17 protein-coding genes are annotated in these 21,559 nt (G+C 69.0%); 11 read left to right on the forward strand and 6 right to left on the reverse strand.

Annotation, left to right across the window (positions count from 1 at the left end; all coding sequences use genetic code 11):
• Positions 1-15: 15 nt before the first annotated feature.
• Positions 16-2,646, reverse strand: coding sequence for a hybrid sensor histidine kinase/response regulator (locus tag AMK58_RS12705; protein WP_158283115.1), 2,631 nt, complete (start codon positions 2,644-2,646; stop codon positions 16-18).
• A 574-nt stretch (positions 2,647-3,220) separates the two neighbouring features.
• Here AMK58_RS12705 and AMK58_RS12715 point away from each other — a divergent pair.
• The 5 genes from AMK58_RS12715 to AMK58_RS12735 all read left to right on the forward strand — a co-directional run bounded on the left by AMK58_RS12715 (position 3,221) and on the right by AMK58_RS12735 (position 7,088).
• Entirely contained in the window at positions 3,221-4,336 is a 1,116-nt protein-coding gene (locus AMK58_RS12715) for a glycosyltransferase family 2 protein (protein WP_035671033.1), read from the forward strand.
• Complete coding sequence (locus AMK58_RS12720) at positions 4,333-4,758, forward strand: GtrA family protein (RefSeq protein ID WP_051140070.1); 426 nt, start codon at positions 4,333-4,335, stop codon at positions 4,756-4,758. The genes AMK58_RS12715 and AMK58_RS12720 overlap by 4 nt, the downstream gene beginning before the upstream one ends.
• A gap of 188 nt (positions 4,759-4,946) precedes the next feature.
• Positions 4,947-5,426: an Hsp20 family protein gene (locus AMK58_RS12725; protein ID WP_014239222.1), complete on the forward strand. Its 480-nt coding sequence runs from the start codon at positions 4,947-4,949 to the stop codon at positions 5,424-5,426.
• Between the two features lie 75 nt (positions 5,427-5,501).
• A complete protein-coding gene (locus AMK58_RS12730; RefSeq protein ID WP_035671030.1) occupies positions 5,502-5,732 on the forward strand; it encodes a DUF1150 family protein in 231 nt (76 codons plus the stop codon).
• Positions 5,733-5,990: 258 nt separating this feature from the next.
• The gene (locus AMK58_RS12735) at positions 5,991-7,088 is read left to right on the forward strand and encodes a hypothetical protein (RefSeq protein ID WP_035671054.1); all 1,098 of its coding nucleotides are present in this window, start codon (positions 5,991-5,993) and stop codon (positions 7,086-7,088) included.
• Positions 7,089-7,130: 42 nt separating this feature from the next.
• Here the strand turns inward: AMK58_RS12735 and AMK58_RS12740 are convergent, their stop codons facing one another.
• A complete protein-coding gene (locus AMK58_RS12740; protein WP_158283114.1) occupies positions 7,131-7,574 on the reverse strand; it encodes a DUF2141 domain-containing protein in 444 nt (147 codons plus the stop codon).
• A gap of 168 nt (positions 7,575-7,742) precedes the next feature.
• Between AMK58_RS12740 and AMK58_RS12745 the strand changes: the two genes are divergently transcribed.
• On the forward strand, positions 7,743-8,573 hold the full coding sequence (locus AMK58_RS12745; protein ID WP_236778130.1) for a LytTR family DNA-binding domain-containing protein: 831 nt from the start codon (positions 7,743-7,745) through the stop codon (positions 8,571-8,573).
• A 439-nt stretch (positions 8,574-9,012) separates the two neighbouring features.
• Entirely contained in the window at positions 9,013-10,923 is a 1,911-nt protein-coding gene (locus AMK58_RS12750) for an acyltransferase family protein (RefSeq protein ID WP_051140066.1), read from the forward strand.
• Positions 10,924-10,984: 61 nt separating this feature from the next.
• On the opposite strand, the gene acnA is transcribed toward AMK58_RS12750, so the two are convergent.
• On the reverse strand, positions 10,985-13,675 hold the full coding sequence (acnA, locus tag AMK58_RS12755) for an aconitate hydratase AcnA (RefSeq protein ID WP_035671027.1): 2,691 nt from the start codon (positions 13,673-13,675) through the stop codon (positions 10,985-10,987).
• 232 nt (positions 13,676-13,907) lie between these two features.
• On the opposite strand from acnA, the gene AMK58_RS12760 reads away from it, so the two are divergent.
• Positions 13,908-15,236, forward strand: coding sequence for an ABC transporter substrate-binding protein (locus AMK58_RS12760; RefSeq protein WP_035671024.1), 1,329 nt, complete (start codon positions 13,908-13,910; stop codon positions 15,234-15,236).
• Between the two features lie 161 nt (positions 15,237-15,397).
• On the opposite strand, the gene AMK58_RS12765 is transcribed toward AMK58_RS12760, so the two are convergent.
• The gene (locus AMK58_RS12765; protein ID WP_059398955.1) at positions 15,398-16,417 is read right to left on the reverse strand and encodes a class I SAM-dependent methyltransferase; all 1,020 of its coding nucleotides are present in this window, start codon (positions 16,415-16,417) and stop codon (positions 15,398-15,400) included.
• A 313-nt stretch (positions 16,418-16,730) separates the two neighbouring features.
• On the opposite strand from AMK58_RS12765, the gene AMK58_RS12770 reads away from it, so the two are divergent.
• Positions 16,731-17,321 carry an NUDIX domain-containing protein gene (locus AMK58_RS12770; RefSeq protein WP_035671021.1) on the forward strand — a complete coding sequence of 197 codons (591 nt, stop codon included), beginning with the start codon at positions 16,731-16,733 and terminating at the stop codon, positions 17,319-17,321.
• Positions 17,322-17,332: 11 nt separating this feature from the next.
• On the forward strand, positions 17,333-17,953 hold the full coding sequence (locus tag AMK58_RS12775; protein WP_035671019.1) for a 3'-5' exonuclease: 621 nt from the start codon (positions 17,333-17,335) through the stop codon (positions 17,951-17,953).
• 25 nt (positions 17,954-17,978) lie between these two features.
• Here AMK58_RS12775 and mtnA read toward each other — a convergent pair whose 3' ends face one another.
• The gene (gene mtnA / locus AMK58_RS12780; protein ID WP_059398956.1) at positions 17,979-19,079 is read right to left on the reverse strand and encodes an S-methyl-5-thioribose-1-phosphate isomerase; all 1,101 of its coding nucleotides are present in this window, start codon (positions 19,077-19,079) and stop codon (positions 17,979-17,981) included.
• Positions 19,080-19,263: 184 nt separating this feature from the next.
• Between mtnA and AMK58_RS12785 the strand changes: the two genes are divergently transcribed.
• Complete coding sequence (locus AMK58_RS12785; protein ID WP_035669551.1) at positions 19,264-20,937, forward strand: sensor histidine kinase; 1,674 nt, start codon at positions 19,264-19,266, stop codon at positions 20,935-20,937.
• A gap of 21 nt (positions 20,938-20,958) precedes the next feature.
• Here AMK58_RS12785 and AMK58_RS12790 read toward each other — a convergent pair whose 3' ends face one another.
• Positions 20,959-21,555: a 3'-5' exonuclease family protein gene (locus AMK58_RS12790; RefSeq protein WP_236778131.1), complete on the reverse strand. Its 597-nt coding sequence runs from the start codon at positions 21,553-21,555 to the stop codon at positions 20,959-20,961.
• Positions 21,556-21,559: the final 4 nt, after the last annotated feature.

Genomic DNA, 21,559 nt, shown 5'->3' on the forward strand with positions numbered 1-21,559 from the left:
TGCCGCACATGGGAATTATGGCGTCCGGACGATATCCTTCGCAAGAGACTTGAAACGGCTGCTTCCCGGTCCAGGGAGCAGCGCGTCGCGCAGAGCATCCGCCCCTTCCTCCGCGGCGTCGAGGACGCTGCCGACCAGCCCCTCCGCCTCGTGCCGGCGGCCGGCGCGGAGGGCGGCGCTGAGCGCTCGGCAGGCGGACGCCAGACGGACCAGCCCCAGATTGGCCGCCGGTGCGGTCAGCGCCTGCGCTTCCGCCAATGGGCAGCCGGATTCACTGCCCTTGCGCAGGCGGCTCGTCCGCTGGGGCAGTTCATCGAGAAAGGCGGCGGCCAGACGGGCGCACGCCTCCTCCCCCAGTTCGTCGGACAGCCGGGTCAGCATCGCGCGGTCGAGCGGCTGACGGAGCGGAATCGGCTCCACCGCTGCGAAGGTCTCGAACATGGCGCCGCGCCGCGCCGCGCCGTCCGGGTGCTCGGCGGCCCGGCCGCCCTGGACGGACCAGCCCACCGCTTCGTCGATGGCGTCCAGCATGGCGGCCCGGTCCACCGGCTTGGCGATGTGGCCGTTCATACCGGCGTCGCGGCAGCGCTGAACCTCCTCGGGCAACGCGCTGGCGCTCATCGCCAGAATCGGAATGCTCCCCACCGGCGTCGGCAGGCCGCGGATCTCCCGTGTGGCGGCATGACCGTCCATCTCCGGCATGTGCACGTCCATCAGCACGAGATCGTAGGTTTCGCGCTGGACCGCCGCCACCGCCTGCCGCCCGTCGGCGACCGTATCGACGCGGTGGCCGGCGCCGCGCAGCATGGCCACGGTTAGTTCCCGGTTCATCGCCAGATCCTCGGCCAGCAGGATGCGCGCCGGACGGCGATGGACCAGCAGTTCCGCCGCGCAAGGGGCGCCGCTCCCGGCGGGCGGATCGGCTTCGGGCAGCACCAGCGACAACCAGAAGGTCGAGCCCACGCTCGCCTGGCTCTGCACCCCGACCGTCCCGCCCATCATCTCCACGAGCCGACGGCTGATGGCGAGGCCGAGACCGGTGCCCCCGCGCGACCGGTCGATCTGGCTGAAGCGCTGGAACAGCTGGCCCTGCCGATCCTGCGGGATGCCGATCCCGGTGTCGGCGACGCTGATCGTCAGATGCGGACCGGCGGGGGTGTCGGCGGTCTTCACGACGGTCACGCCGACGTCGCCATGCTCGGTGAACTTCACCGCGTTGGCCAGCAGGTTCAGCACCACCTGACGCAGCCGGTCGGGATCGCCGCGCAGCCAGTCCGGCACGTCCGGCGCCACGGCGGCGTGCAGCGTCAACCCCTTCGCCTCGGCCTCCAGCCGCAGCACCGCCGCGCAGTTGGCGATCAGGTCGCGGATGGCGAAGGAGGTGTGGTTCAGCGCCAGCCGCCCCGCCTCGATGCGCGAGAAGTCCAGCACATCCTCGATCACCGTCAGAAGCGACCGCCCGGCGTCGCGCACCAGACGGGCGTGGTGGTTCTGGCGGGGCGTCAGGTCCTCGTCCAGCAGCAGGCGGGCGAAGCCCAGGATGCCGTTCAGCGGCGTGCGCATCTCGTGGCTCATGGTCGCCAGGAACTCGGCCTTGGCGCGGCTGGCCGCCTCGGCCTCCAGGCGGGCCTGGATCAGGGCCTGCTCGTTGCGCTTGGTCTCGGTGACGTCGGTGACGATGCCGTCCCACACGATGTCGCCGTTGTCGCGCCGCGCCGCGCGGCTGGAGACGCTGATCCAGCGGACATCGCCGTCCGACCAGATGATCCGGTATTCGAGCCTCCAGGGCTCCAGCGTCTCGGCGGAGGCGTGGATCGAAGCGAACAGGCGCGGGCGGTCTTCGGGATGGAGGATGCGGTTCAGCGCCTCCAGCGTCACCCGCTCGGTCGGCGGCAGGCCCATCACCTGGAAGAAGCCGGGGCTGCAATAGGGAAAGCGCAGCCGGCCGTCCACCGTCAGCACCCGCTGATACACGCCGCCCGGCAGGTTCGCCACCGTCGCGGCGAAGCGGCGCTGGCTTTCGGTGAGGGCGATCTGGAGATCGCAGCGCTCCTGTTCCTTGCGCAGGAAGGTGCCCAGCGCCAGCGTGCCGAGAAAGTTTCCGAGGCTCAACGGCACCAGCGTCGTTTCGAACATGCGGTACGCCATGTCGGGCGGCAGCAGCAGGAAACTGAAGGGCGCCATCACCGTCACCAGCAGAGCCAGCGCGGCCAGATGCCGATTGCCGAACCGCCCGGACCGTCGCGCCGCTGCCCCCACCAGCATGCCGATCAGCCCGGCCCCGACCAGCGAGGTGACCCCCGCCAACGCTCCCGGCCCGCCCAGCCAGAAACGGAAGGCTCCGGACACCGCCGCCGCCGCCGCCCCGGCCAGAGCACCGCCGAACGGACCGGCCAGCCCGACCATCACGTTGCGGGCGTCGATGAACAGGCCCGGCGCCACCCGCACCGGATCGGCCATGCCCAGCACCGCCACCCCGCCGAACATCAGGCCCAGCAAGGTGTTGGCCACCGGCGTCGGCCAGCCGGCGGCGCGGCTGCGGATCTGCAGGAAGACGACCGCCACGACCGCGAACAGCCCGATGTTCTGCGCCAGCCCGAGCAGCAGTTCACTGGAAATCATGTTCATCGCAAACCCACCGGCCATCGCAACCTCCTGGCGGTCCTGTTTTGCATTTTGCCTGTGCGGCGCGACGTGGATTCGCATCGTGCGACGCATTACCGGCATACGGGCGGATGCCGCTCCGTTTCGGTCCGCCCGTTCGCCGTTTTCACGCAAGGGGCGTGCCGCTCCGGAAGTGGTCGCCCGTCATAGGCAACCCGTCGGAGGCACCCCACAAGGCATCGCCGTCCGGGGTGGCGGAGCGGCGGTGCCCCGGCGTGTGAAAGGCCCCGCGCTTCGCGCTGCACCACGCCCTTCGAAGCACCCCGTCCGCACCGGCAATCGTCGCAAATGCCATAGGCCTGTGACGTTCCGGGGACTTCCGCCGACCGGGCCGGTGCGGTGGGCGCATGACCGGGTTAGTACCGAATTCCGGCGAGGCAAAAGGGCCTGCGATCCCGTTGGCGAAACGGGATGCCGGCGGTACCGCGCCGGTGTCGCCCGGAGTCTGCGCGCTCGCCCGAAGGGGTCCTCCGTTGGGTTTCACGCCGTGAAAGCTGGCGGCGGAACGGCCATCGGGCTGGGGGTGCGGACGGGAGGCGGTGACGGGAGAAGGTTTATGCAGCACGCCGTTGCCGGGACCCCGCGGTTGTCCGTGGTGGTGCCCTGCTACAACGAGGCCGAGGGGATCGGCGAATTGCACCGCCGGGTGTCCGCGGCCTGCCGCGCCGAGGTCGGGGAGAGCTATGAGCTGATTCTGGTGGATGACGGGTCGCGGGACGGCACCTGGGGCCGCATCGCCACTCTGGTGCGCGACGATCCGGCGGTGACGGGGGTACGGCTGTCGCGCAACCACGGTCACCAGCTCGCCCTGACCGCCGGCCTCCATGTCTGCCGGGGCGAGCGCATCCTGATCATCGACGCCGACCTGCAGGACCCGCCGGAGCTGCTGACGACCATGATGGCCCGCATGGACGCCGGAGCCGACGTGGTCTACGGCACCCGCATGGCCCGCGACGGCGAGACCTGGTTCAAGAAGGGCACGGCGGCGCTGTTCTACCGTCTGCTCGACCGGCTGGTCGACATCGAGATCCCCAAGGACACCGGCGACTTCCGCCTGATGAGCCGCCGCGCCCTTGAGGTGCTGAACGCCATGCCGGAGCAGCACCGCTTCATCCGCGGCATGGTGAGCTGGATCGGGCTGAAGCAGGAGCCGCTGCCCTACGACCGGCAGGCCCGCGCCGTCGGCGAAACCAAGTACCCGCTGGGCAAGATGATCCGCTTCGCGGTGGACGCCATCACCAGCTTCTCGATCAAGCCGCTGCGCGCCGCCTCCTACGTCGGCTTCTTCTTCGCGTTGTGCGCCGTGCTGGCGCTGGGCTACGCGCTGGTGAGCTGGGCGCAGCACGCGACGGTGCCCGGCTGGACCAGCGTGATGGTCGTCTCGCTGGTGCTTGGCAGCACCCAGCTGCTGATCCTCGGCGTGCTGGGCGAGTATCTGGGCCGGCTCTACATGGAGACCAAACAGCGGCCGCTGTTCGTGGTGGACCGCATCGCCCGCCATCCCGACGCCATCGCCGCCCAGGTCGCTGCCCAAGCCGCCGCCCAGGCGGCCGCCGCTGGTGCCGGCGGGCAGGCCGTGCCGGATCCCGTCGTGGTGCATCTGGGAACCGGCATCGCCGCGGCCGCCGGAGCCTTCTCCCGCATCGAGGCCAAGAGCGGGGCCAACAGTTGAGCGGCGCGGAAGGCCGGGGGCGGGGCGTTCCCTGGACGGCCATCCGCTTCGCCCTGGTCGGCCTGCTGAACACCGGGGTGGATTTCGCGCTGTTCCTGGCGCTGGTGTCGCTGGCCGGCGCGCCCGTCCTGGCCGCCAACGCCGTGGGCTACGGCGCCGGCGTGCTGTGCAGCTTCCTGCTGAACCGCAGCTGGACCTTCCGCATGCGCCGGGAGGCGGCCCCGATGGCCCGCCGCCTGCCGCTGTTCCTGGCCTTCAACCTTGTCGGGCTGGCGCTGTCCACACTGGTGGTCGGTATGCTGGTCCCCACCGTTCCGCCGCTGGTCGCCAAGATCGCGGCGACCGCCGTCACCTTCGCCTGGAACTACTGGTCCAGCCGGCGCTTCGTCTTCACCGCGCCGGCCGCCAATCCCCTCGTCTGAGTCCCCGGCCCGAGCGGCCCCGCCGAAGGGCGGGGTCGCTTTGCCGCAACGGCGAACCTTGACCGCCGGGCGGCCTACCCCAATCTATGACGGAGCGGCGCCGATCCTCCCCTTTCGGGCCGCCAGCCAGCCGGGCGCCGGAAACGGGCCCAATGTGCAACTCGCTCGCCTCTCGAGGAGGATGCGCCGTGACGACACGTCTTTCGCTCTTCAACAGTCCGCTGCTCCTGGGCTTCGACCAGTTCGAGCGCACGCTGGACCGCATCGCCAAGAATTCCGCGGAAGGCTATCCGCCCTACAACATCGAACAGATCGGGGACGAGGGCCTGCGCATCACGCTGGCCGTGGCCGGCTTCACCTCAGAGGACCTGTCGGTCCAGATCGAGGACAACCAGCTCGTCATCCGGGGCCGCCAGACCGACGACCGCTCGCGCATCTACCTGCACCGCGGCATCGCCGCCCGCCAGTTCCAGCGCAGCTTCGTGCTGGCGGAGGGGATCGAGGTGGTCGGCGCCTCGCTCGACAACGGCCTGCTCAACATCGACCTCAAGCGGCCCCTGCCGGAACCGAAGGTCCGCACCATCAAGATCGAGCAGCCCGCCCAGGCCGCCAGCGGCACCGCCGGACCGCAGACCATCGACGTCGCGCCCGACCGCGGCGACGCCTGACCGGTTTCGGCGGTCGCCCAGCGCGATTGCCTGTCGCCTACACCTCCTCGACCGATTCGTCCAAAGGACTGCGTCATGAACAGCTTCGACACCGACAAGGCGGCCTTCCTGCGCCAACTGTCGCCCCAGGACTTCGCCACCTTCGGGCTGGACCATGTGGCCTATGTGCGGCCGGTGACCGTCGACGACGCTCCGGCCTTCTCCGTCCACGCCGCCGACGGCACGCCTCTGACGGTGCTGGCCGAGCGCGACGTGGCCTTCGCCACCGTCCGCCAGAACGACATGGAGCCGCTGAGCGTCCATTGACGCCTGAGGCGTCCTGCTGCTGACGCCTGAGGCGTCCTGCTGTTGACGCCCAGGCGGTCCGTTGAAACCTCCCCGGAGGTTGCGAAAGGGCCGGTCCGCCGCGGACCGGCCCTTTTCGTTTCTGTACGTCCGGTGCTATGACATTGCTCCGGGACGCCCCCTTCAACCCTTGCCTGCCCCCCTCAACCCGCTATCCTTGTGGGGGACCTCGAAAGTGGACGAGCGGGCGGATGGGCGCCGGCTTGCGGGGAGATGGCATTGAGCGACGGGGCAGACACCAGCGAGGCTGTGGCCGAGGGTGCGGGGGACAAGTCGGCACGTCCCCAGGGCGGAGGCCGGCGCAGGCAATGGGAGGACGAGGCCCGCGACGCGCTGCACATCATGCCGCTGTCGGCCATCCCGTTGGAAACGCCGGGGCTTCAGCACGCCCGGCTGATCAAGAACGTGCGGTTGCAGACCGTCGTCGAGATGTTCCACGACGTCCAGACCGGCAGCGGGCAGGTCTCGCCGCGCCACCTCACCGCCTATTTCGAATCCTACAAGGAGGAGGTGGAGCGCGACCTCGTCAAGATCGAGAAGATCGCCGCCGCCTCCAGCTTCGACGTCTACACCTCCCGCATCGAACTGCGCCGGATGAACATCGACGTCAACAGCGTCGAGTCGCTGACCCTGTCCGACCGCAAGAAGGAGGAGCTGACCAACTACATGCGCGTCTTCACGCGCCCGCTGGTCGAGTATGTCTACGGGTCCGAGGACATGCAGGTCCAGGACGTGAAGGACATCATCGGTATGTTCTCCAACCCCAACCGGGACGAGGCGCTGCGCAACCTGCGCATGATGGCCGACCGGCTGGACATCGAGCTGGGGGAGATCCCGCAGTTCCTCGAGGAGTACGGCGACATCTTCCTATCGCTGGCCTATTTCAAGAAATGCCTGGACGACATCGTCCCGGAGATCCAGCGCTTCCTGTCCTGGATGGCCGAGATCCGCAGCTCCACCGAGGTCAAGCGCGACGCCCGGCAGATGCGCATGCTCGACGAGATCAGCCGCGACCTGACCGACATCTCCACCTCGATCACCGGGCGGTTCGAGAGCTTCGACAACCGGTCCAAGGACTTCTGGCGCGACATCAACGCCGAGACCTTCCATTCCATCCGCGAGCTGATCGCCTCCCACCACGTCACCATCGGCGGCGTGCTGTGCGGTCTGGCGGTGAAGATGGACCTGTGGAAGGCGCGCTTCGCCCGCGGCGGCGGCGGCCCGAACCGGCGCATGGAGTTCGTGAAGTCGGAAATCCTGCCCGGCCTGTCCCACATCAAGTCGCTGGAACAGTCCGCCCGCTCCGCCAGCGCGTGAGGAGCCTTCCACGGCGCGGCTCCAGTTGCCCGGAGCGGCGGCTCACTCCGTCAGCGGCACCATGGTGGTCACCGTCCCCCCGTCCGGCACTTCCAGGGCGAAGGCATCGAAGGCCGGCGGGCCGAAGGCGCCGCCCGTCGCCCCGCCGCTGAAGCCGTAGGGCTCACGCGGCACTCCCAGCAGATTGGTGGTGAGCACCGAGTCGCCGTTCCGATCCTGGAACACCGCGACTCCGTAGCGCCCCGCCGGCAGCCCGGCGAAAACCGCCGTCACCTCCGTCCCCGACGCCTCCAGGATTTGCCCGGCGAAGCGCCGTTCCGCCCGGTAGGCGTCGGCGCCGTCATACAGCGCGACCCACAGCTTGCCCTGTTGGGGCTTGACGTTGCCGATGGTTGCGCGAAGCTCCCCCGCGCAGACTCCCGCCGCGGCGAGCGTCAACGCCACCGCGCCGACCAACCCCGATCCGATCCGACATGCGGCTCCCATTTCCTGTCCCTTTCCTTCGCCGTGGGCGAACCGTCGCCTTTCCGAGCCGGTCCCTTCCATGCCTGAAGGAGCGGGCGGAGGGCCACCGCCGCTGCGGGACCGGCGGGTTGCGGCTTCGCCAAACGCCGGGACCGGCGGTTCACGATGCGTGAAACGGAGGTTCCTGCAATGGGGCAGCCTCGCACGCCCTACCGCCACCGGCTGCTGGGCCGGCGCCTGCCGGTGCTGCTGGCCGCCGCGCTGGTGCTGACCCTGCTGGGTCCGTTCGGCACCTTCGCGGATCTGACGCTGGCGCAGCGGCTGGCGTACTGGTGCGGGCTGATCGGACTGGGCGGTCTCGCCTTCGAGCTTCTGACCCTGGCCGCCGGCCATCGGCTGCGGGAGCGGGCGGGAGCGTGGCGCGCCATGCTGGCCGGGGTGGTCCTGGCGGTGGCGGCGCTGATGACGCTGACCGTGGCGCTGCTTGAACGGACATTGCGCGGGATGGATTTCTTGCGCCCGCTGGGGTTGGCGGAGCTGTTCGTCTACGTCGTCCTCGTCACCCTGCTGGTGTCCGCCATTCCGGTCTGGCTGGAACTGCGCGACCGCGGGCTTCTCGCCGGCCCCACGCCGCCGCCTTCCCCGCCCGCCCCGGACGACGCGCCGGCATTCCCCCCGGCGGAGCGGGCGGAGCCTGCCTTCCTCGCCCGCCTGCCCGCGCGGCTCGGCCGGGACCTGCTGGCGCTGGAGATGGAGGACCATTACGTCCGCGCCCACACGGCGGAAGGCAGCGACCTGATTCTGATGCGGCTGCGCGACGCCATCGCGGAACTGGCCGGGCTGGACGGGATGCAGGTCCACCGCTCCCACTGGGTCGCCGCTGCGGCCGTCGCCGGGGTGGAACGCAAGCCGGACGGCAAGCTGGTGCTGGTCCTGCGCGACGGCCGTCGCGTGCCGGTCAGCCGCAGCCATGCGGCGGCGGTCCGCGAGGCGGGCTGGGTGGATAAAGCGGGGCCGTGACCAGACTCCACGGAACACACGACTACATTGCAAATCCCGTTCAGTTGCCAGACACCCCACGCAATAACGGGATCCTTGTCCATCCCATCGGCCACCAATTACCTTTTCATCATTGTTAGATCATTAGAAATGCCGACACCATAAGGACATTTATTCAAAAATCTCCTTCAACACACCGGCCCGATGACATATCATCGAATTCAAGGGTATTTTCCCAACAAGCACACGGAAAACACTAAAGCAATACAGGCAACAACAGGGCCAATCTTAGGCCCATAACACGACGTTCTTTTCGCATTCCGGATTTGTCAGGGGGCAATCACGCCGCCCTCCCTCGCATAGCCGACATCCCTACGCTCATTGCCGCTCGCCCCCGCCGCAGAACCGGGTTCGGGACCGCCGACCCGCGTCTCCGTTCCACCCAAACCTTGCGGGTCCCATGACGTACCGCCCTGACATCGACGGCCTTCGCGCGGTATCAATCCTTTCGGTCCTGCTGTTCCACGCGAAGTTTTCCCTGTTCAGCGGCGGATACATCGGCGTCGATGTGTTCTTCGTGATCTCCGGCTACCTCATCGGCTCGATCGTTCTGAACGACGCGCAGCGCGGCACCTTTTCCCTGGCCGGCTTCTATGTCCGCCGCATCCGCCGAATCCTTCCCGCCCTGTTCGCGGCGCTGGCGGTCACCGCGGCACTCGCCCTGTTTTTGCTGTCGCCCCAAGAGTTGAAGAGCTTTTCCCAGAACCTCGCCGCGACCACGCTGTTCTCGTCCAACATCATCTATTATCTGAAATCCAGTTACTTCGAAAACGCGGCGGAGATGAGCCCGCTTCTTCACACCTGGTCGCTGGGGGTGGAGCAGCAATTCTACATCGTCTTTCCCCTCGCCCTGCTGGCTTTGCTCCCGTACGGGCGTTCGGTATGGATTGCCGTTCTAGGGGCGGCAGCGGCGGCGTCCTTCGCCTTGAGCGTGTTCCTGGTGCGGGATCATCCGGTGGCGGCCTTCTACCTGCTGCCGCCCCGGCTGTGGGAACTGGTGCTGGGCGCCCTTCTCGCCTTCGGCGCCGTTCCGGACTTCCGCGGCCGCGCGGCGCGGGAACTGGCGTCCGCCCTCGGCGCCGCCCTGATCCTCGTCGGCGTGTTCACCTTGACGGAAGCAACGGCCTTTCCGGGCTACGCCGCGCTGCTGCCCTGCCTGGGGGCGGCGCTGGTCATCCACGCGGGGCGGAGCGGTCCGACGGCGGTCGGGGCGCTGCTGACGCTGCGCCCCGTGGTCTTCATCGGCCTGATCTCCTACTCGATGTACATCTGGCATTGGCCGCTGATGGTCTTCGCGCGGTTCTACAAAGGGCGGGACCTGACCACCAAGGAAACGCTGATCCTTCTCGCGGTCATCGCCGCGGTGTCCGTGCTGTCCTGGCGACTGATCGAAATTCCCTTCCGCAAACCCAGGGCAAATCTCGGGGCGGAGTCGGGGCGCCGGCCGTCCACGGTCTTCGCCCGGACCGGCTGGGCCATGGCGGGGCTGGCGGGGGTCGGGCTGCTCGGCCATCTGTCCAACGGGCTGCCGCAGCGCTTCGCCGACTACGCGCCGCAGGACATATCGGGGCGGGAACTCTACAAGGAGCACACCTGCTTCCTTGAGACAGACCAGCCGCCGGAAGCGTGGCCGGGCATGGAGGGTTGCCGGATCGGTTCCCTGAAGGCGGAGGCGCCCACCGCCCTGCTCTGGGGTGATTCCTTCGCCGCCCACTATGTGCCGGGGCTTCAGACCGTCGCCGACACCCTGCCCTTCAACATCGTCCAATACACCGCGTCCGGCTGCCCGCCCATCAAGGATCTGTCCGTCAACACCCGCCCGAACTGCCAGGAGTTCAACCGCCGCGTCGACGAGATCATCGACCGCAACGGCATCCGCATCGTCATCATGGCGGCGCGGTGGGAATGGTACATGGACACGAACGCCCTCGATCTCCGCCGCCTGCACGAGACCGTGGACGCGCTGCTGAACCGGGGCATCCGCATCGTGGTGCTGGGGCAGAGTCCGGTGTTCCGCTTCCGCAACCCCTACGACCACACCTATTTCATGAAATCGGAGCGGGCCTATTCGATCACCGGCCAAGCCACCGACCAGCCGCTGATCACCGCGACGCAAGGCGCGCGGTTCATCGACACCTCCGACTATTTCTGTGACCCCGATCCCTGCAAAGCCCTGCCGCTCTGCAGGATCAGGGACGACCAGGGCTTCTACTTCCTGGACCAAGGCCATTTCTCGGCCCATGGCAGCACCCTGCTCGTGCAGAGCATCCAGGAGGTTCTGCGCGCCCCCGATCAAACCTACGGAGAGTGAGGCCCCGCAAGGACGCCGTGCAGCGGGAAGGCGGTGCCGCCCCCCGCTGCGCCGGCGTCCATCACTTCGCCAGGTTGCGCAGGACGAAGTTCAGCACGCCACCGTTCCGGTAATACTCGACCTCGTCCACCGTATCGATGCGCAGCAGCAGCGGCACCTGCCGGGTCTGCCCGTCGGCGCGGGTGATGGTCATCGTCACGTCCTTGCGCGGGCGCAGGTCCTGCTCGATGCCGTCGATGTCGAAGGTCTCGGTGCCGTCCAGCGCCAGATCGTTGCGGGTCAGCCCGTCCTTGAACTGGAGCGGCAGGATGCCCATCCCGACGAGGTTGGAGCGGTGGATGCGCTCGAAGCTCTCGGCGATCACGGCGCGGATGCCCAGCAGCTTGGTCCCCTTGGCCGCCCAGTCGCGGCTGGAGCCGGTGCCGTACTCCTTGCCGGCGATCACCACCAGCGGCACGCCCTCCTGGGCGTAGCGCATCGCCGCGGTGTAGATCGGCAACTGCTCGCCCGAGGGATAGTGCCGGGTCTCGCCGCCCTCCACGCCCGCCAGCATCTCGTTGCGGATGCGGATGTTGGCGAAGGTGCCGCGCATCATCACCTCGTGGTTGCCGCGCCGCGCGCCGTAGGAGTTGAAGTCCTGCGGGCGCACCTGATGGCTCAGCAGATACTCGCCGGCCGGGCTGGTCTTCTTGATCGAGCCGGCGGGAGAGATGTGGTCGGTGGTGATGCTGTCACCCAGCACGGCCAGCGCGCGGGCGCCCCGCACGTCGCTCACCGCCTCGGGGGTCTTGGGCATGTCGGCGAAGAAGGGCGGCAGCTTCACGTAGGTGCTGCCCGCCTGCCACTCGTAGGTCTGGCCCTCGGCGGTCTGGATGCCGCGCCACTGCGCCGGCCCTTCGAACACGTTGCCGTAGCGGCTGCGGAACATCTCCGCCGACAGCGAAGCGTCGATGGCGTCCTGGACCTCCTGGTTGGTCGGCCAGATGTCCTTCAGATAGACGGGCTGGCCGTCATGGCCGGTGCCGATGGGGTCCTTGGTCAGGTCGATCTTCATGTTGCCGGCCAGCGCGTAGGCGACGCACAGCGGCGGCGAGGCCAGATAGTTCGCCCGCGTGTGCGGGTTCACCCGGCCTTCGAAGTTGCGGTTGCCCGACAGCACGGCGGCGACCACAAGGTTGCCCTCCTCCACCGCCGCGGCGATGGGGTCGGGCAGCGGGCCGCTGTTGCCGATGCAGGTGGTGCAGCCGTAGCCGACGATGTTGAAGCCGAGCTGGTCGAGATAGGGCTGGAGCCCGGCCTTGGCCAGATAGTCGGTGACCACCTGCGAGCCCGGCGCCAGCGAGGTCTTGACCCAGGGCTTGGACTTCAGCCCCTTCTCCACCGCCTTGCGGGCCAGCAGGCCGGCGGCCACCAGAACCGCCGGGTTGGAAGTGTTGGTGCAGGAGGTGATGGCAGCGATCACCACCGCCCCCTGGTCGAGGCTGTAGCCGCAGCCCTGCACCGGGACCGAGCGGTCGGCGTCCTCCGCCTTGAAGGTCCCCACCAGATCGCCGCCGAAGCTCTGCGCCGCCTGGGACAGCGGCACGCGGTCCTGCGGGCGCTTCGGGCCGGCCAGCGACGGCTCGACCGTCGTCATGTCCAGCTCCAGCGTGTCGGTGAAGACGGGGTCCGGCGTGCCGGCGTCGCGCCACATGCCCTGGGCGCGGGCGTAGGCCTCGACCATCGCCACGCGGTCGGCGTCGCGGCCGGTGAAGGTCAGGTAGCGGATGGTCTCCGCGTCGATCGGGAAGATGCCGCAGGTGGCGCCGTATTCCGGGGCCATGTTGCCGATGGTGGCGCGGTCGGCCAGCGTCAGGTGGTCCAGACCCGGCCCGTGGAACTCCACGAACTTGCCGACCACGCCCTTCTTGCGCAGCATCTGGGTGACGGTCAGCACGAGGTCGGTGGCCGTCGTGCCCTCCTTCAGCCGCCCGGTCAGCTTGAAGCCGACGACCTCGGGGATCAGCATGGAGATGGGCTGGCCGAGCATGGCCGCCTCCGCCTCGATGCCGCCGACGCCCCAGCCGAGCACGCCCAGCCCGTTCACCATGGTGGTGTGGCTGTCGGTGCCGACCAGCGTGTCGGGATAGGCGACCAGCTTGCCCGCCGGGTCGGTGTCGGTCCACACGCCCTGCGCCAGATACTCGACGTTCACCTGATGACAGATGCCGGTGCCCGGCGGCACGACGCGGAAATTGTCAAAGGCCTTCTGGCCCCAGCGCAGGAAGGCGTAGCGTTCCAGGTTGCGCTCGAACTCCAGCTCGACGTTCTTCTCGAAGGCGGACGGGTTGCCGAAGTAATCGACCATCACCGAGTGGTCGATGACCAGATCGACCGGCACCAGCGGGTTGATCTTCTTGGGATCGCCGCCCAGTGCGGCCATCGCCTCGCGCATCGCCGCCAGATCGCAGACCGCCGGCACGCCGGTGAAATCCTGCATCAGCACGCGCGCCGGGCGGTAGGCGATCTCACGGTCGGACCGCTTGTCGTGAAGCCACTGGGCCACCGCCTTCACGTCGTCGGTGGACACCGTGCGCCCGTCCTCGAAGCGCAGGAGATTCTCCAGCAGCACCTTCATCGAATAGGGCAGCCGGGAGAGGTCGCCCAGCCCGGCGTCCTCCGCGGCCTTGATGCTGAAATAATCGTAGCTCTTGCCCCCGACGGACAGGGAGCGGCGGGTTTTCAGCGAGTCCTGACCGGTGAACGTCGTCACGGTACCCCTCCTTCGCGTTATTGGCGGACCGGCCGGGCGGCGGCCGTGGTTTCCGCATGTCTCAACCGCCTGATTTAGTGCCGGTCCCGCCCCCCTTCAAACGGCGCCGTGCAAAGGGCAGGCAAGCGGAAGCGTGGGGGCTGCGCTCTCTTCGTGCGAAACGGGGCCGGTCCGTACTAGAATCGCGCGAACGGGCGGAACGGCCCGGCGTACGACGGGTGGAGGAAACGGAATGGCATGGCGCGCCCCAGCCCTGGCGGTTGCGGCCCTCGTGGCAATGCTCGTCGGAGCATCGGCCGAGGCCGCTTCGAATTCGCCGCAAGGGGCGCAGTTCTTCCCGCACCTCGTCTACCGCAGCGGCCCCTACGCGCCCTACGGCATCCCGCTGGCCGACGGGGTGGCCGATTATCTGACGCTGGTCAACCGGCGCGACGGCGGCATCGGCGGGGTGCCCATCGCCTGGGAGGAGTGCGACACCGGCTACAACACCGACCGCGGGGTGGACTGCTACGAGCGGCTGAAGGCCAAGGGGCCGACCGGCGCCGCCGCCGTCCTGCCGCTGTCCACCGGCATCACCTACGCCCTGATCGAGCGCGGGGCTGCCGACCGCATCCCGGTCTTCTCCTCCGGCTACGGGCGGGCGGACGTGTCCGACGGGCGGGTCTTCCCCTACGCCATCAACGCCCCGGCCAGCTATTGGACGGGCATCGACGCCGCGATCAGCCACATCGCAACGGAGTTGGGCGGGACGGAGCGGCTGCGCGGGCGGAAAATCGCCTACGTCTACCACGACAGCGCCTTCGGCAAGGAGCCGCTGCCCATGCTGGAGGCGCTGCGCGGCCCGCTGGGCTTCGAGATGCGCAGCTTCCCCGTCGCCCCGCCGGGGCTGGACCAGCGCGCCGTGTGGACGCAGATCGCCCGCCACTACCGGCCCGACTACGTGATCCTGTGGGGTTGGGGCGTGCAGAACTCCACCGCCCTGCGCGAGGCCGCCGCCGCCGGCTACCCCGCCGACCGCATGATCGGCGTCTGGTGGGCCGGGTCGGAACTGGATGTCCGGCCGGTCGGTGCCGCCGCGGTCGGCTACAAGGCGGTGGCCTTCCACGCCGCCGGAGCGGACCTGCCGGTGATCCGCGCGATCCGCGAGCGGGTCCACGGCCGTGGGCTGGGGGCCGGCGATCCCGGCCAGATCGGCACGGTGCTCTACAACCGCGGGGTCTTCAACGCCGCCGTCCTGGTCGAGGCCATCCGCACCGCGCAGGGCAAATACGGACGCCGGCCGCTGACCGGAGCGCAGGTGGCCTGGGGCTTCGACCATCTGGACCTGACCGCCGAACGGCTGGCCGAACTGGGGCTGGACGGCTTCATGCAGCCGCTGCGCATCACCTGCGCCGACCATGAGGGGATCGCGCCCCTGCATGTGCAGCAGTGGGACGGGGAGCGCTGGCTGGACGTGTCCGGCCCCATCGAGCCGCGCCGCGCCCTGATCCGCAAGCTGGTGGCGGAGTCGGCCCGGCGCTTCGCGGCGGAACGCAAGATCGAACCGCGCGCCTGTGATTAGCAATCTTCATCGTCGGGCGTCAGTCCTGGCTGACGCCCGACGATAAGGGCCGCGACGGCGGCCCCGCAGGCCCATGCCAGCGAAGGCAAGCGGCCGGACGGCCGCGCCCGCCGATTGAGGGCAAGCGTAAAGCCTGATACGTCAGGCTTTACGCTTGATGATTAAGTCGGTCGCATCGCGACATAGCGGCAGAAGCGCAACCCGCTGCCCAGCACGCGCAGGCGCGACCACCACAAAGCCAGCTCGCGGGCCAGCGCCTTGAGCACGCGGGGCTCGGGGGCGGCGGTCTTCAGCGCCTCGCCCAGCCGGCGCACCCGCTCCACAGCCTGACGGCGGTGGAACTGGGTGAGATCCTCGGAAATGCGCAGGTCCAGGTTGCGCTGGGTCAGTTCGTCGGCCATGCGGGTGGCCGACCAGGGATAGACCTCCAGCGGCTCGGAATCGCGCCAGCCGTTCCAGCTCTCCCAGGAGGACGGGGTCCCCTCGATCACATAGTCGAACAGCAGCACGCCGCCCTTCGGCTTCACGCAGTCGCAGACGCGGTCGAGGAAGTTCTCCTTGTCGCGCACCCGGTGCATCACCCGGTCGGCCAGAACGAGGTCGAAGGACCCCGCCTGGTTGAAGTGCTCCGGGTCGTAATGGCCGATCGGCGCCTTCTTCGACACGCCCAGCGCCTTCGACCGCTCCATCCCCAGCTTCGCCAGCAGGGGCGACATCTCCAACCCGGTCACCCAAGTGTCGTAGCTGTCGACGATGCCGCGCGCCGGCCCGCCCAGCCCCGCCGAGAGGTCGAGCACGCTCTTGGCCGGATTCAGGCCGAAGGAGCGGACGGATTCGACCATCCATTGCGCGTCGCCGGGACCGACACAGTCCGGACCCCACAGCATCTGCGCCCCTTCCGTACGAGCGACCGACCAGACCGGTTCGCCCTGGCGGTCCAACTGCAGGTTTTCCAGCCGTTCCAGGTCGGCATCGTGGCGCGGCGCCTCGGGTGGCTGGGCGGCGGCCGACGCGGCGGAACCCAGCGCCGCCACCGGGCCGCGCAGGGGCAGGCGGGAGGCGGGAGCGGTGCGGGCCAGCCGGGACAGGGCGGCGAGGTCGTAGCCTTCCCACCAGGCGACGAATTTCGTCCGCCAGTCGGGATTGCGCCAGCGCTCCCTATCTTGAAAATTGTGCCGCATCCGGCGCTGCGTTTCCAAAATTGCTGCCCCACAAAGGACGGCCACCGCCAGCATCAACGGATACTGCGCAATATAGAGGTAGACCTCAACAGTCGGGGAGTCAAGTAACCAGCACGAACAGTTGAAATTAACTTGCAAGAACTGTGGCGAAAATTTTATCTAACTGTGAAATATTTCCGCAACACCCACAGCTTGCGGTTCCTAGGGCGACGCGCGGCAAAGCGGCCGAAGCGCGCCGCGTTGCAGCATGAAACCGCAACGCCTATAGTTCCGCCCCAGCACCCCGTCCCCACACCGCGCAAGGAGCACCGGCGTGCCGCACAAGACCGGCAACCCCTGGACCGTCCTGACGACCAAGCCGATCTACGAGAATCCGTGGATGCGGGTGGTGGAGCACGACGTGCTGACCCCGCTCGGCAACCCCGGCATCTACGGCGTCATGCACGCCCAGAATCTGGCGACCGGGGTGGTTCCCATCGACGACCAGGGCCGCGTCACGCTGGTCGGCCAGTACCGCTTCCCCTTGCAGCAGTACAGTTGGGAGATCCCGGAAGGCGGCGGCAAGAAGGGCGTCGAACCGGTTGAGTCGGCCAGGCGCGAGCTGCTGGAGGAGACCGGCCAGACCGCCCGCCACTGGCTGCCGATCCTGACCATGCACCTGTCCAACAGCATCACCGACGAGACCGCCCACTGCTTTCTCGCCTGGGGGATCGAGCAGGGGCAGGCGGAACCGGAGGAGACCGAGGTCCTGCAGCTGCGCCACGTGTCCTTCGCGGAAGCCTACGCCATGGTCAAGCGCGGGGAGATCACCGACGCCATCGCGGTGGCCTGCCTGCTGAAGGTCCGCCTGATGGCGCTCGACGGCGACCTCCCCGAGGACGTCACCCGCCTGATCCTGGGCTGAGGGAAGACGTTATGCAGGCCGTCGCCATCGATTTCGAAACCGCCAACGAATCGCGGACCAGCGCCTGCTCCATCGGCGTCGCCTGGATCGAGGACGGGCGCGTGGTGGAGACCGAGGAGCATCTGATCCGCCCGCGGGAGATGCGCTTCAACCCGTTCAACACCGCCGTCCACGGCCTGCGGGCGGAGGATGTCGCCGGCGCGCCGGAGTTCCCGGAGGTCTGGCACCGCTTCGCCCGGCGGCTGGAAGGCCGTCTGGTTCTGGCCCACAACGCGTCCTTCGACATCAGCGTGCTGCGCCACACGCTGGACGATTACGGTCTGGCCTGGCCGGCCTGTAGCTACCTCTGCACCGTCGTGCTGGCGCGCAAGGCGTGGCCGCAACTGGCCGCGCACAAGCTGAATTACCTGGCCGACCATCTGGGCATCGCGCTCGACCACCACCGCGCCGGCAGCGACGCCGAGGCCTGCGGGCGTATCGCGCTCGCCGCCACCCACGTGCTGGGTCTGGAGCGTCTGGCCGACATCGCCGCAGCCACCGGCATCACGCTGGGGCAGTTGACGCCGGGCGGCTACAGCCCCTGCAAGGGCGGCAACCCGCCGCGGCGCCGCAAGCTGGTGCCGGTGGTTTAGAGGGAAGCGTGTGGGGGCAAGTGCTTCACACGCCACTCCGTTCGGGAAACAAGCCCGCCAACCCTTCCGCGCTGGCCGGACACACGCCGCGCTCGGTCACCAGACCGGTGACCAGACGGGCCGGGGTCACGTCGAAGCCGTAATTGACCGCTGGGCTGCCGGCCGGGGTGACGCGGATGGTCTCGATCCGCCCGTCGGCGGTGACGCCGGTCAGCTCGGTCACCTCGCGGGCGTCGCGCTCCTCGATGGGGATGTCCCTCACGCCATCCGCCATGCCCCAGTCGATGGTCGGCGAGGGCAGCGCGACGTAGAAGGGCACGCCGTTGTCGTGGGCGGCCAGGGCCTTCAGATAGGTGCCGATCTTGTTGCAGACGTCGCCGGTGGCCGTGGTGCGGTCGGTGCCGACGATGCACAGATCCACCATGCCGTGCTGCATCAGATGGCCGCCGGTGTTGTCCACCACCACCGTGTGGGGCACGCCGTGGCGGTTCAGCTCCCAGGCGGTCAGGCTGGCGCCCTGGTTGCGCGGGCGCGTCTCGTCCACCCAGACATGCAGGCGGATGCCCTCCTCGAAGGCGACGTAGACCGGAGCGAGCGCCGTGCCCCAATCAACGGTGGCGAGCCAGCCGGCGTTGCAATGAGTCAGCACATTCACCGGTTCGCCCGGAGCCTTGCGGCGGGCGGCCTCGCGGATCAGGGCGGCGCCGTGCTCGCCGATGGCGCGGTTGATGGCGACGTCCTCGTCGCAGACCACGGCGGCCTCGGCATAGGCGGCCTCGGCGCGGGCGGCGGGCGGCAGCGGCGCCAGACGGGCGCGCATCCGCTCCAGCGCCCAGCGCAGGTTGACCGCGGTCGGGCGGGTGGCGAGCAGCCGCGTGCCGGCCTCCTCCAGCGCCGCGTCGGACGGGTCGGCCCGCATGGCCAGCGCGACGCCGTAGGCAGCGGTCGCCCCGATCAGCGGCGCGCCGCGCACCAGCATGGCCCGGATCGCATGGGCGGCCTCGTCGAGGTCGGTCAGCCGCGCGACGGCGAAATCATGCGGCATCCGCGTCTGGTCGATGATTTCCACCGACCAGCCGTCCTGCGCCGGCCAGATGGTGCGGTAGGCCGTGCCGTCGATTTTCATACGCCATACTCCCCGCGCTCGATGCCGCTTCGGCCTTTCGGCCCGGCGCGACAATAGGGGCTGGCGCGGCGCGGTTCAACGGGCGTACCCAGGGAACAGGAGCCCGCAAAAAAGTGTTGGTCCGCCACGAAAGCCACGACCTTCGATGCCAATCCGACCCGTCCTCCCCCACCCCGCCGAAATCATGCCCCTGCGTGCCCTGCGATCCAAAGGTTCCCCTCTGCTCTACCGGATGCCGGGGTCGGCGCTGGTCCTGATGGTTTGCGCGGTGGCGCTGCTGCTGACGCTCGGGCTGTCGGCCAGCTTCGCGTTGCGCGACCGGGCGGCGGCCCTGCAGCACGCCCAGGACACCGCCGGCAACGCCAGCCTGCTGGTCGCCGAGCACGCGGCCCGGCTGGTGGAGACCAGCGACCTGATCCTGAAGCAGGCGGTCCAGCTCGCCGGACCGGCGGACGCCCCGCTGCCCAGCGACCGGGCGAGCTGGGAGCGCTACGCGGCGCTGGTGCGCGGCACGCCCTATCTGGTGTCGATCTGGCTGTTCGACGCCGATGGAAACGCCGTCCTGAGCACGCGCCGCTTTCCCACCCCGGCGATGAACGTCGCCGACCGCGATTACTTCGTGACCCAACGGACGGGCGGCAGCGGGGCGGGGGGAAATCTCTTCATCACCGCGCTGGACAACAGCCGCTACAGCCAGGAGCCGCTGATCCTCCTCTCGCGCCCTCTGGCCGCTGCACCCGGGCAATTCCGCGGGGTGGCCCTGGTCGCCGTCTCGCCGCGCTACGTCCGCGACATCTACAAGAGCTTCGACTTCGATTACGCCCGCTCCATCACCCTGCGCCGGGCCGACGGCACGGTGCTGCTGCACGAGACCCAAGGGCCGGACGCCACCGACAGCGCCGCGGCGGAGGCTGCCGGAGAGCCGGAAATCTCCGCGCTGCGCCGGGTGGACAGCGTGCCCGTGACCGCCGAGGTGGCCATTCCGGTGAGCAGCGTCATGGAGCGCTGGCGCGGCCAGCTCTGGACCTATATCTCCTACGCGCTGGCGGCCTTGGCCGCCGTGTCGGTGGTCGGCGGGATGGCCCTTCAGCGCGCCCGGCGGGAGCGGCAGGCGGAGAACGCGCTCCAGCACGCCTACGACACGCTGGAGGAGCGGGTGCACCAGCGCACGGCGGAGTTGGAGCAGACCAACGCCCAACTCGAAACGGTGGTGACCGACAAGGAGATCCTGCTGAAGGAGGTCCAGCACCGGGTGAAGAACAACCTTCAGGTCATCTGCAGTCTGCTGCGCCTTCAGGCCGCCCGCATCGACGAGCCGGCCCGCCGCGCCTTCGACGAGAGCCTGCGCCGCATCCAGTGCATGAGCCTGATGCAGGAGCTGCTCTACCGCTCTGACCAGCCGGCGCGCATCGACTTCGCCGATTACCTGCGCCAGCTCTGCGACGGGCTGGTCCGCTCGACCAACCCGACCGGGGCGCGGTTGACGGTGAATGCTCCCCAGCCCTGGAGCCTGGACGTGGATCAGGCCACCCCCCTCGCCCTGATCGCCAGTGAGCTGGTGTCCAACGCGCTGCTCCACGCCTTCCCCCTCGGCCATCCCGGCACGGTGACGGTGGACCTGCTGCCGGAAGGAAGGGAGGGCATGCGGATGACGGTGCGCGACGACGGCACCGGCCTGCCGGCCGATCCGTCCGCCCCCCAAAGGCGCCAGAACGGGCTGGGGCTGGTTCTCGTCCGGGCGCTGGCCCAGCAGGCCGGTGCCGACGTGACCATCGACCGCCAGCCGGACGGCGGGCCGGGCACCCGCTTCATCGTGTCGGTGCCCACCCTCGCGAAGACCGAGAACAAGGCGGCCTGAGGACGGCAGGCTGAGGAGCCATCAGGGCTGCGGCGGCTCCAGGCGCAGATAGACCATGGCGGAGGCGAGCGCGCTGGCATAGGCGTCCTCCCCGGCACGCGGCGGCAGGTCGAGATCACGCAGGATGCTGTCCAGCCGCAGATCGACCGCGTATTTGCCGGGCGCCTTGGCCTTGCGGCCATAATAGAGGCTGGACACCTCGATGCGCTGGTTCGGCAATGCCATGCCCACCATCGGCTGCACCAGCCGATCCAGGAGCCCTACGGTGAAATCCAGGTAGTAACCGACCAGCGGCCGGTTGCCGATGAAGGCCAGCAGGCGGGACAGCGCGGGCTCCGCCGGTTCGGTGGGCCAGAAGGACAGGATCAGGCGCTGGCTGGTCAGGACACGGCTGCCGCGGATGCGCAGAGCGGCGACGCCGCGCAGATCCGCCGTGGCCACGTCGAAGGAGGTGGCCTCGCAATGGATCGCCACCCGCTCCCCGCTTTCCTCCCCCGACAACAGCAGAGCGCGGTCGGGATGCTCGGCATGAAGGCCGGCGGCGCCAGCGGCCGCCTCGGCGACAGGGGCGGCCATTACTCCGTTGGCCACCACGCTGGCAATGGTTTCGGTCGGCATGCCG

The sequence above is a fragment of the Azospirillum brasilense genome (assembly GCF_001315015.1).
Classification (GTDB): Bacteria; Pseudomonadota; Alphaproteobacteria; order Azospirillales; family Azospirillaceae; genus Azospirillum; species Azospirillum brasilense.

Coding starts and splice junctions, on each gene's coding strand:
- AMK58_RS12745 (WP_236778130.1), top strand. CDS start 7,743: ATGGGGCAGCCTCGCACGCCCTACCGCCACCGGCTGCTGGGCCGGCGC.
- AMK58_RS12790 (WP_236778131.1), bottom strand. CDS start 21,555: ATGCCGACCGAAACCATTGCCAGCGTGGTGGCCAACGGAGTAATGGCC.
- AMK58_RS12760 (WP_035671024.1), top strand. CDS start 13,908: ATGGCATGGCGCGCCCCAGCCCTGGCGGTTGCGGCCCTCGTGGCAATG.
- AMK58_RS12740 (WP_158283114.1), bottom strand. CDS start 7,574: ATGGGAGCCGCATGTCGGATCGGATCGGGGTTGGTCGGCGCGGTGGCG.
- AMK58_RS12775 (WP_035671019.1), top strand. CDS start 17,333: ATGCAGGCCGTCGCCATCGATTTCGAAACCGCCAACGAATCGCGGACC.
- AMK58_RS12715 (WP_035671033.1), top strand. CDS start 3,221: ATGCAGCACGCCGTTGCCGGGACCCCGCGGTTGTCCGTGGTGGTGCCC.
- AMK58_RS12705 (WP_158283115.1), bottom strand. CDS start 2,646: ATGGCCGGTGGGTTTGCGATGAACATGATTTCCAGTGAACTGCTGCTC.
- AMK58_RS12730 (WP_035671030.1), top strand. CDS start 5,502: ATGAACAGCTTCGACACCGACAAGGCGGCCTTCCTGCGCCAACTGTCG.
- AMK58_RS12785 (WP_035669551.1), top strand. CDS start 19,264: ATGCCCCTGCGTGCCCTGCGATCCAAAGGTTCCCCTCTGCTCTACCGG.
- AMK58_RS12750 (WP_051140066.1), top strand. CDS start 9,013: ATGACGTACCGCCCTGACATCGACGGCCTTCGCGCGGTATCAATCCTT.
- mtnA (WP_059398956.1), bottom strand. CDS start 19,079: ATGAAAATCGACGGCACGGCCTACCGCACCATCTGGCCGGCGCAGGAC.
- AMK58_RS12765 (WP_059398955.1), bottom strand. CDS start 16,417: ATGCGGCACAATTTTCAAGATAGGGAGCGCTGGCGCAATCCCGACTGG.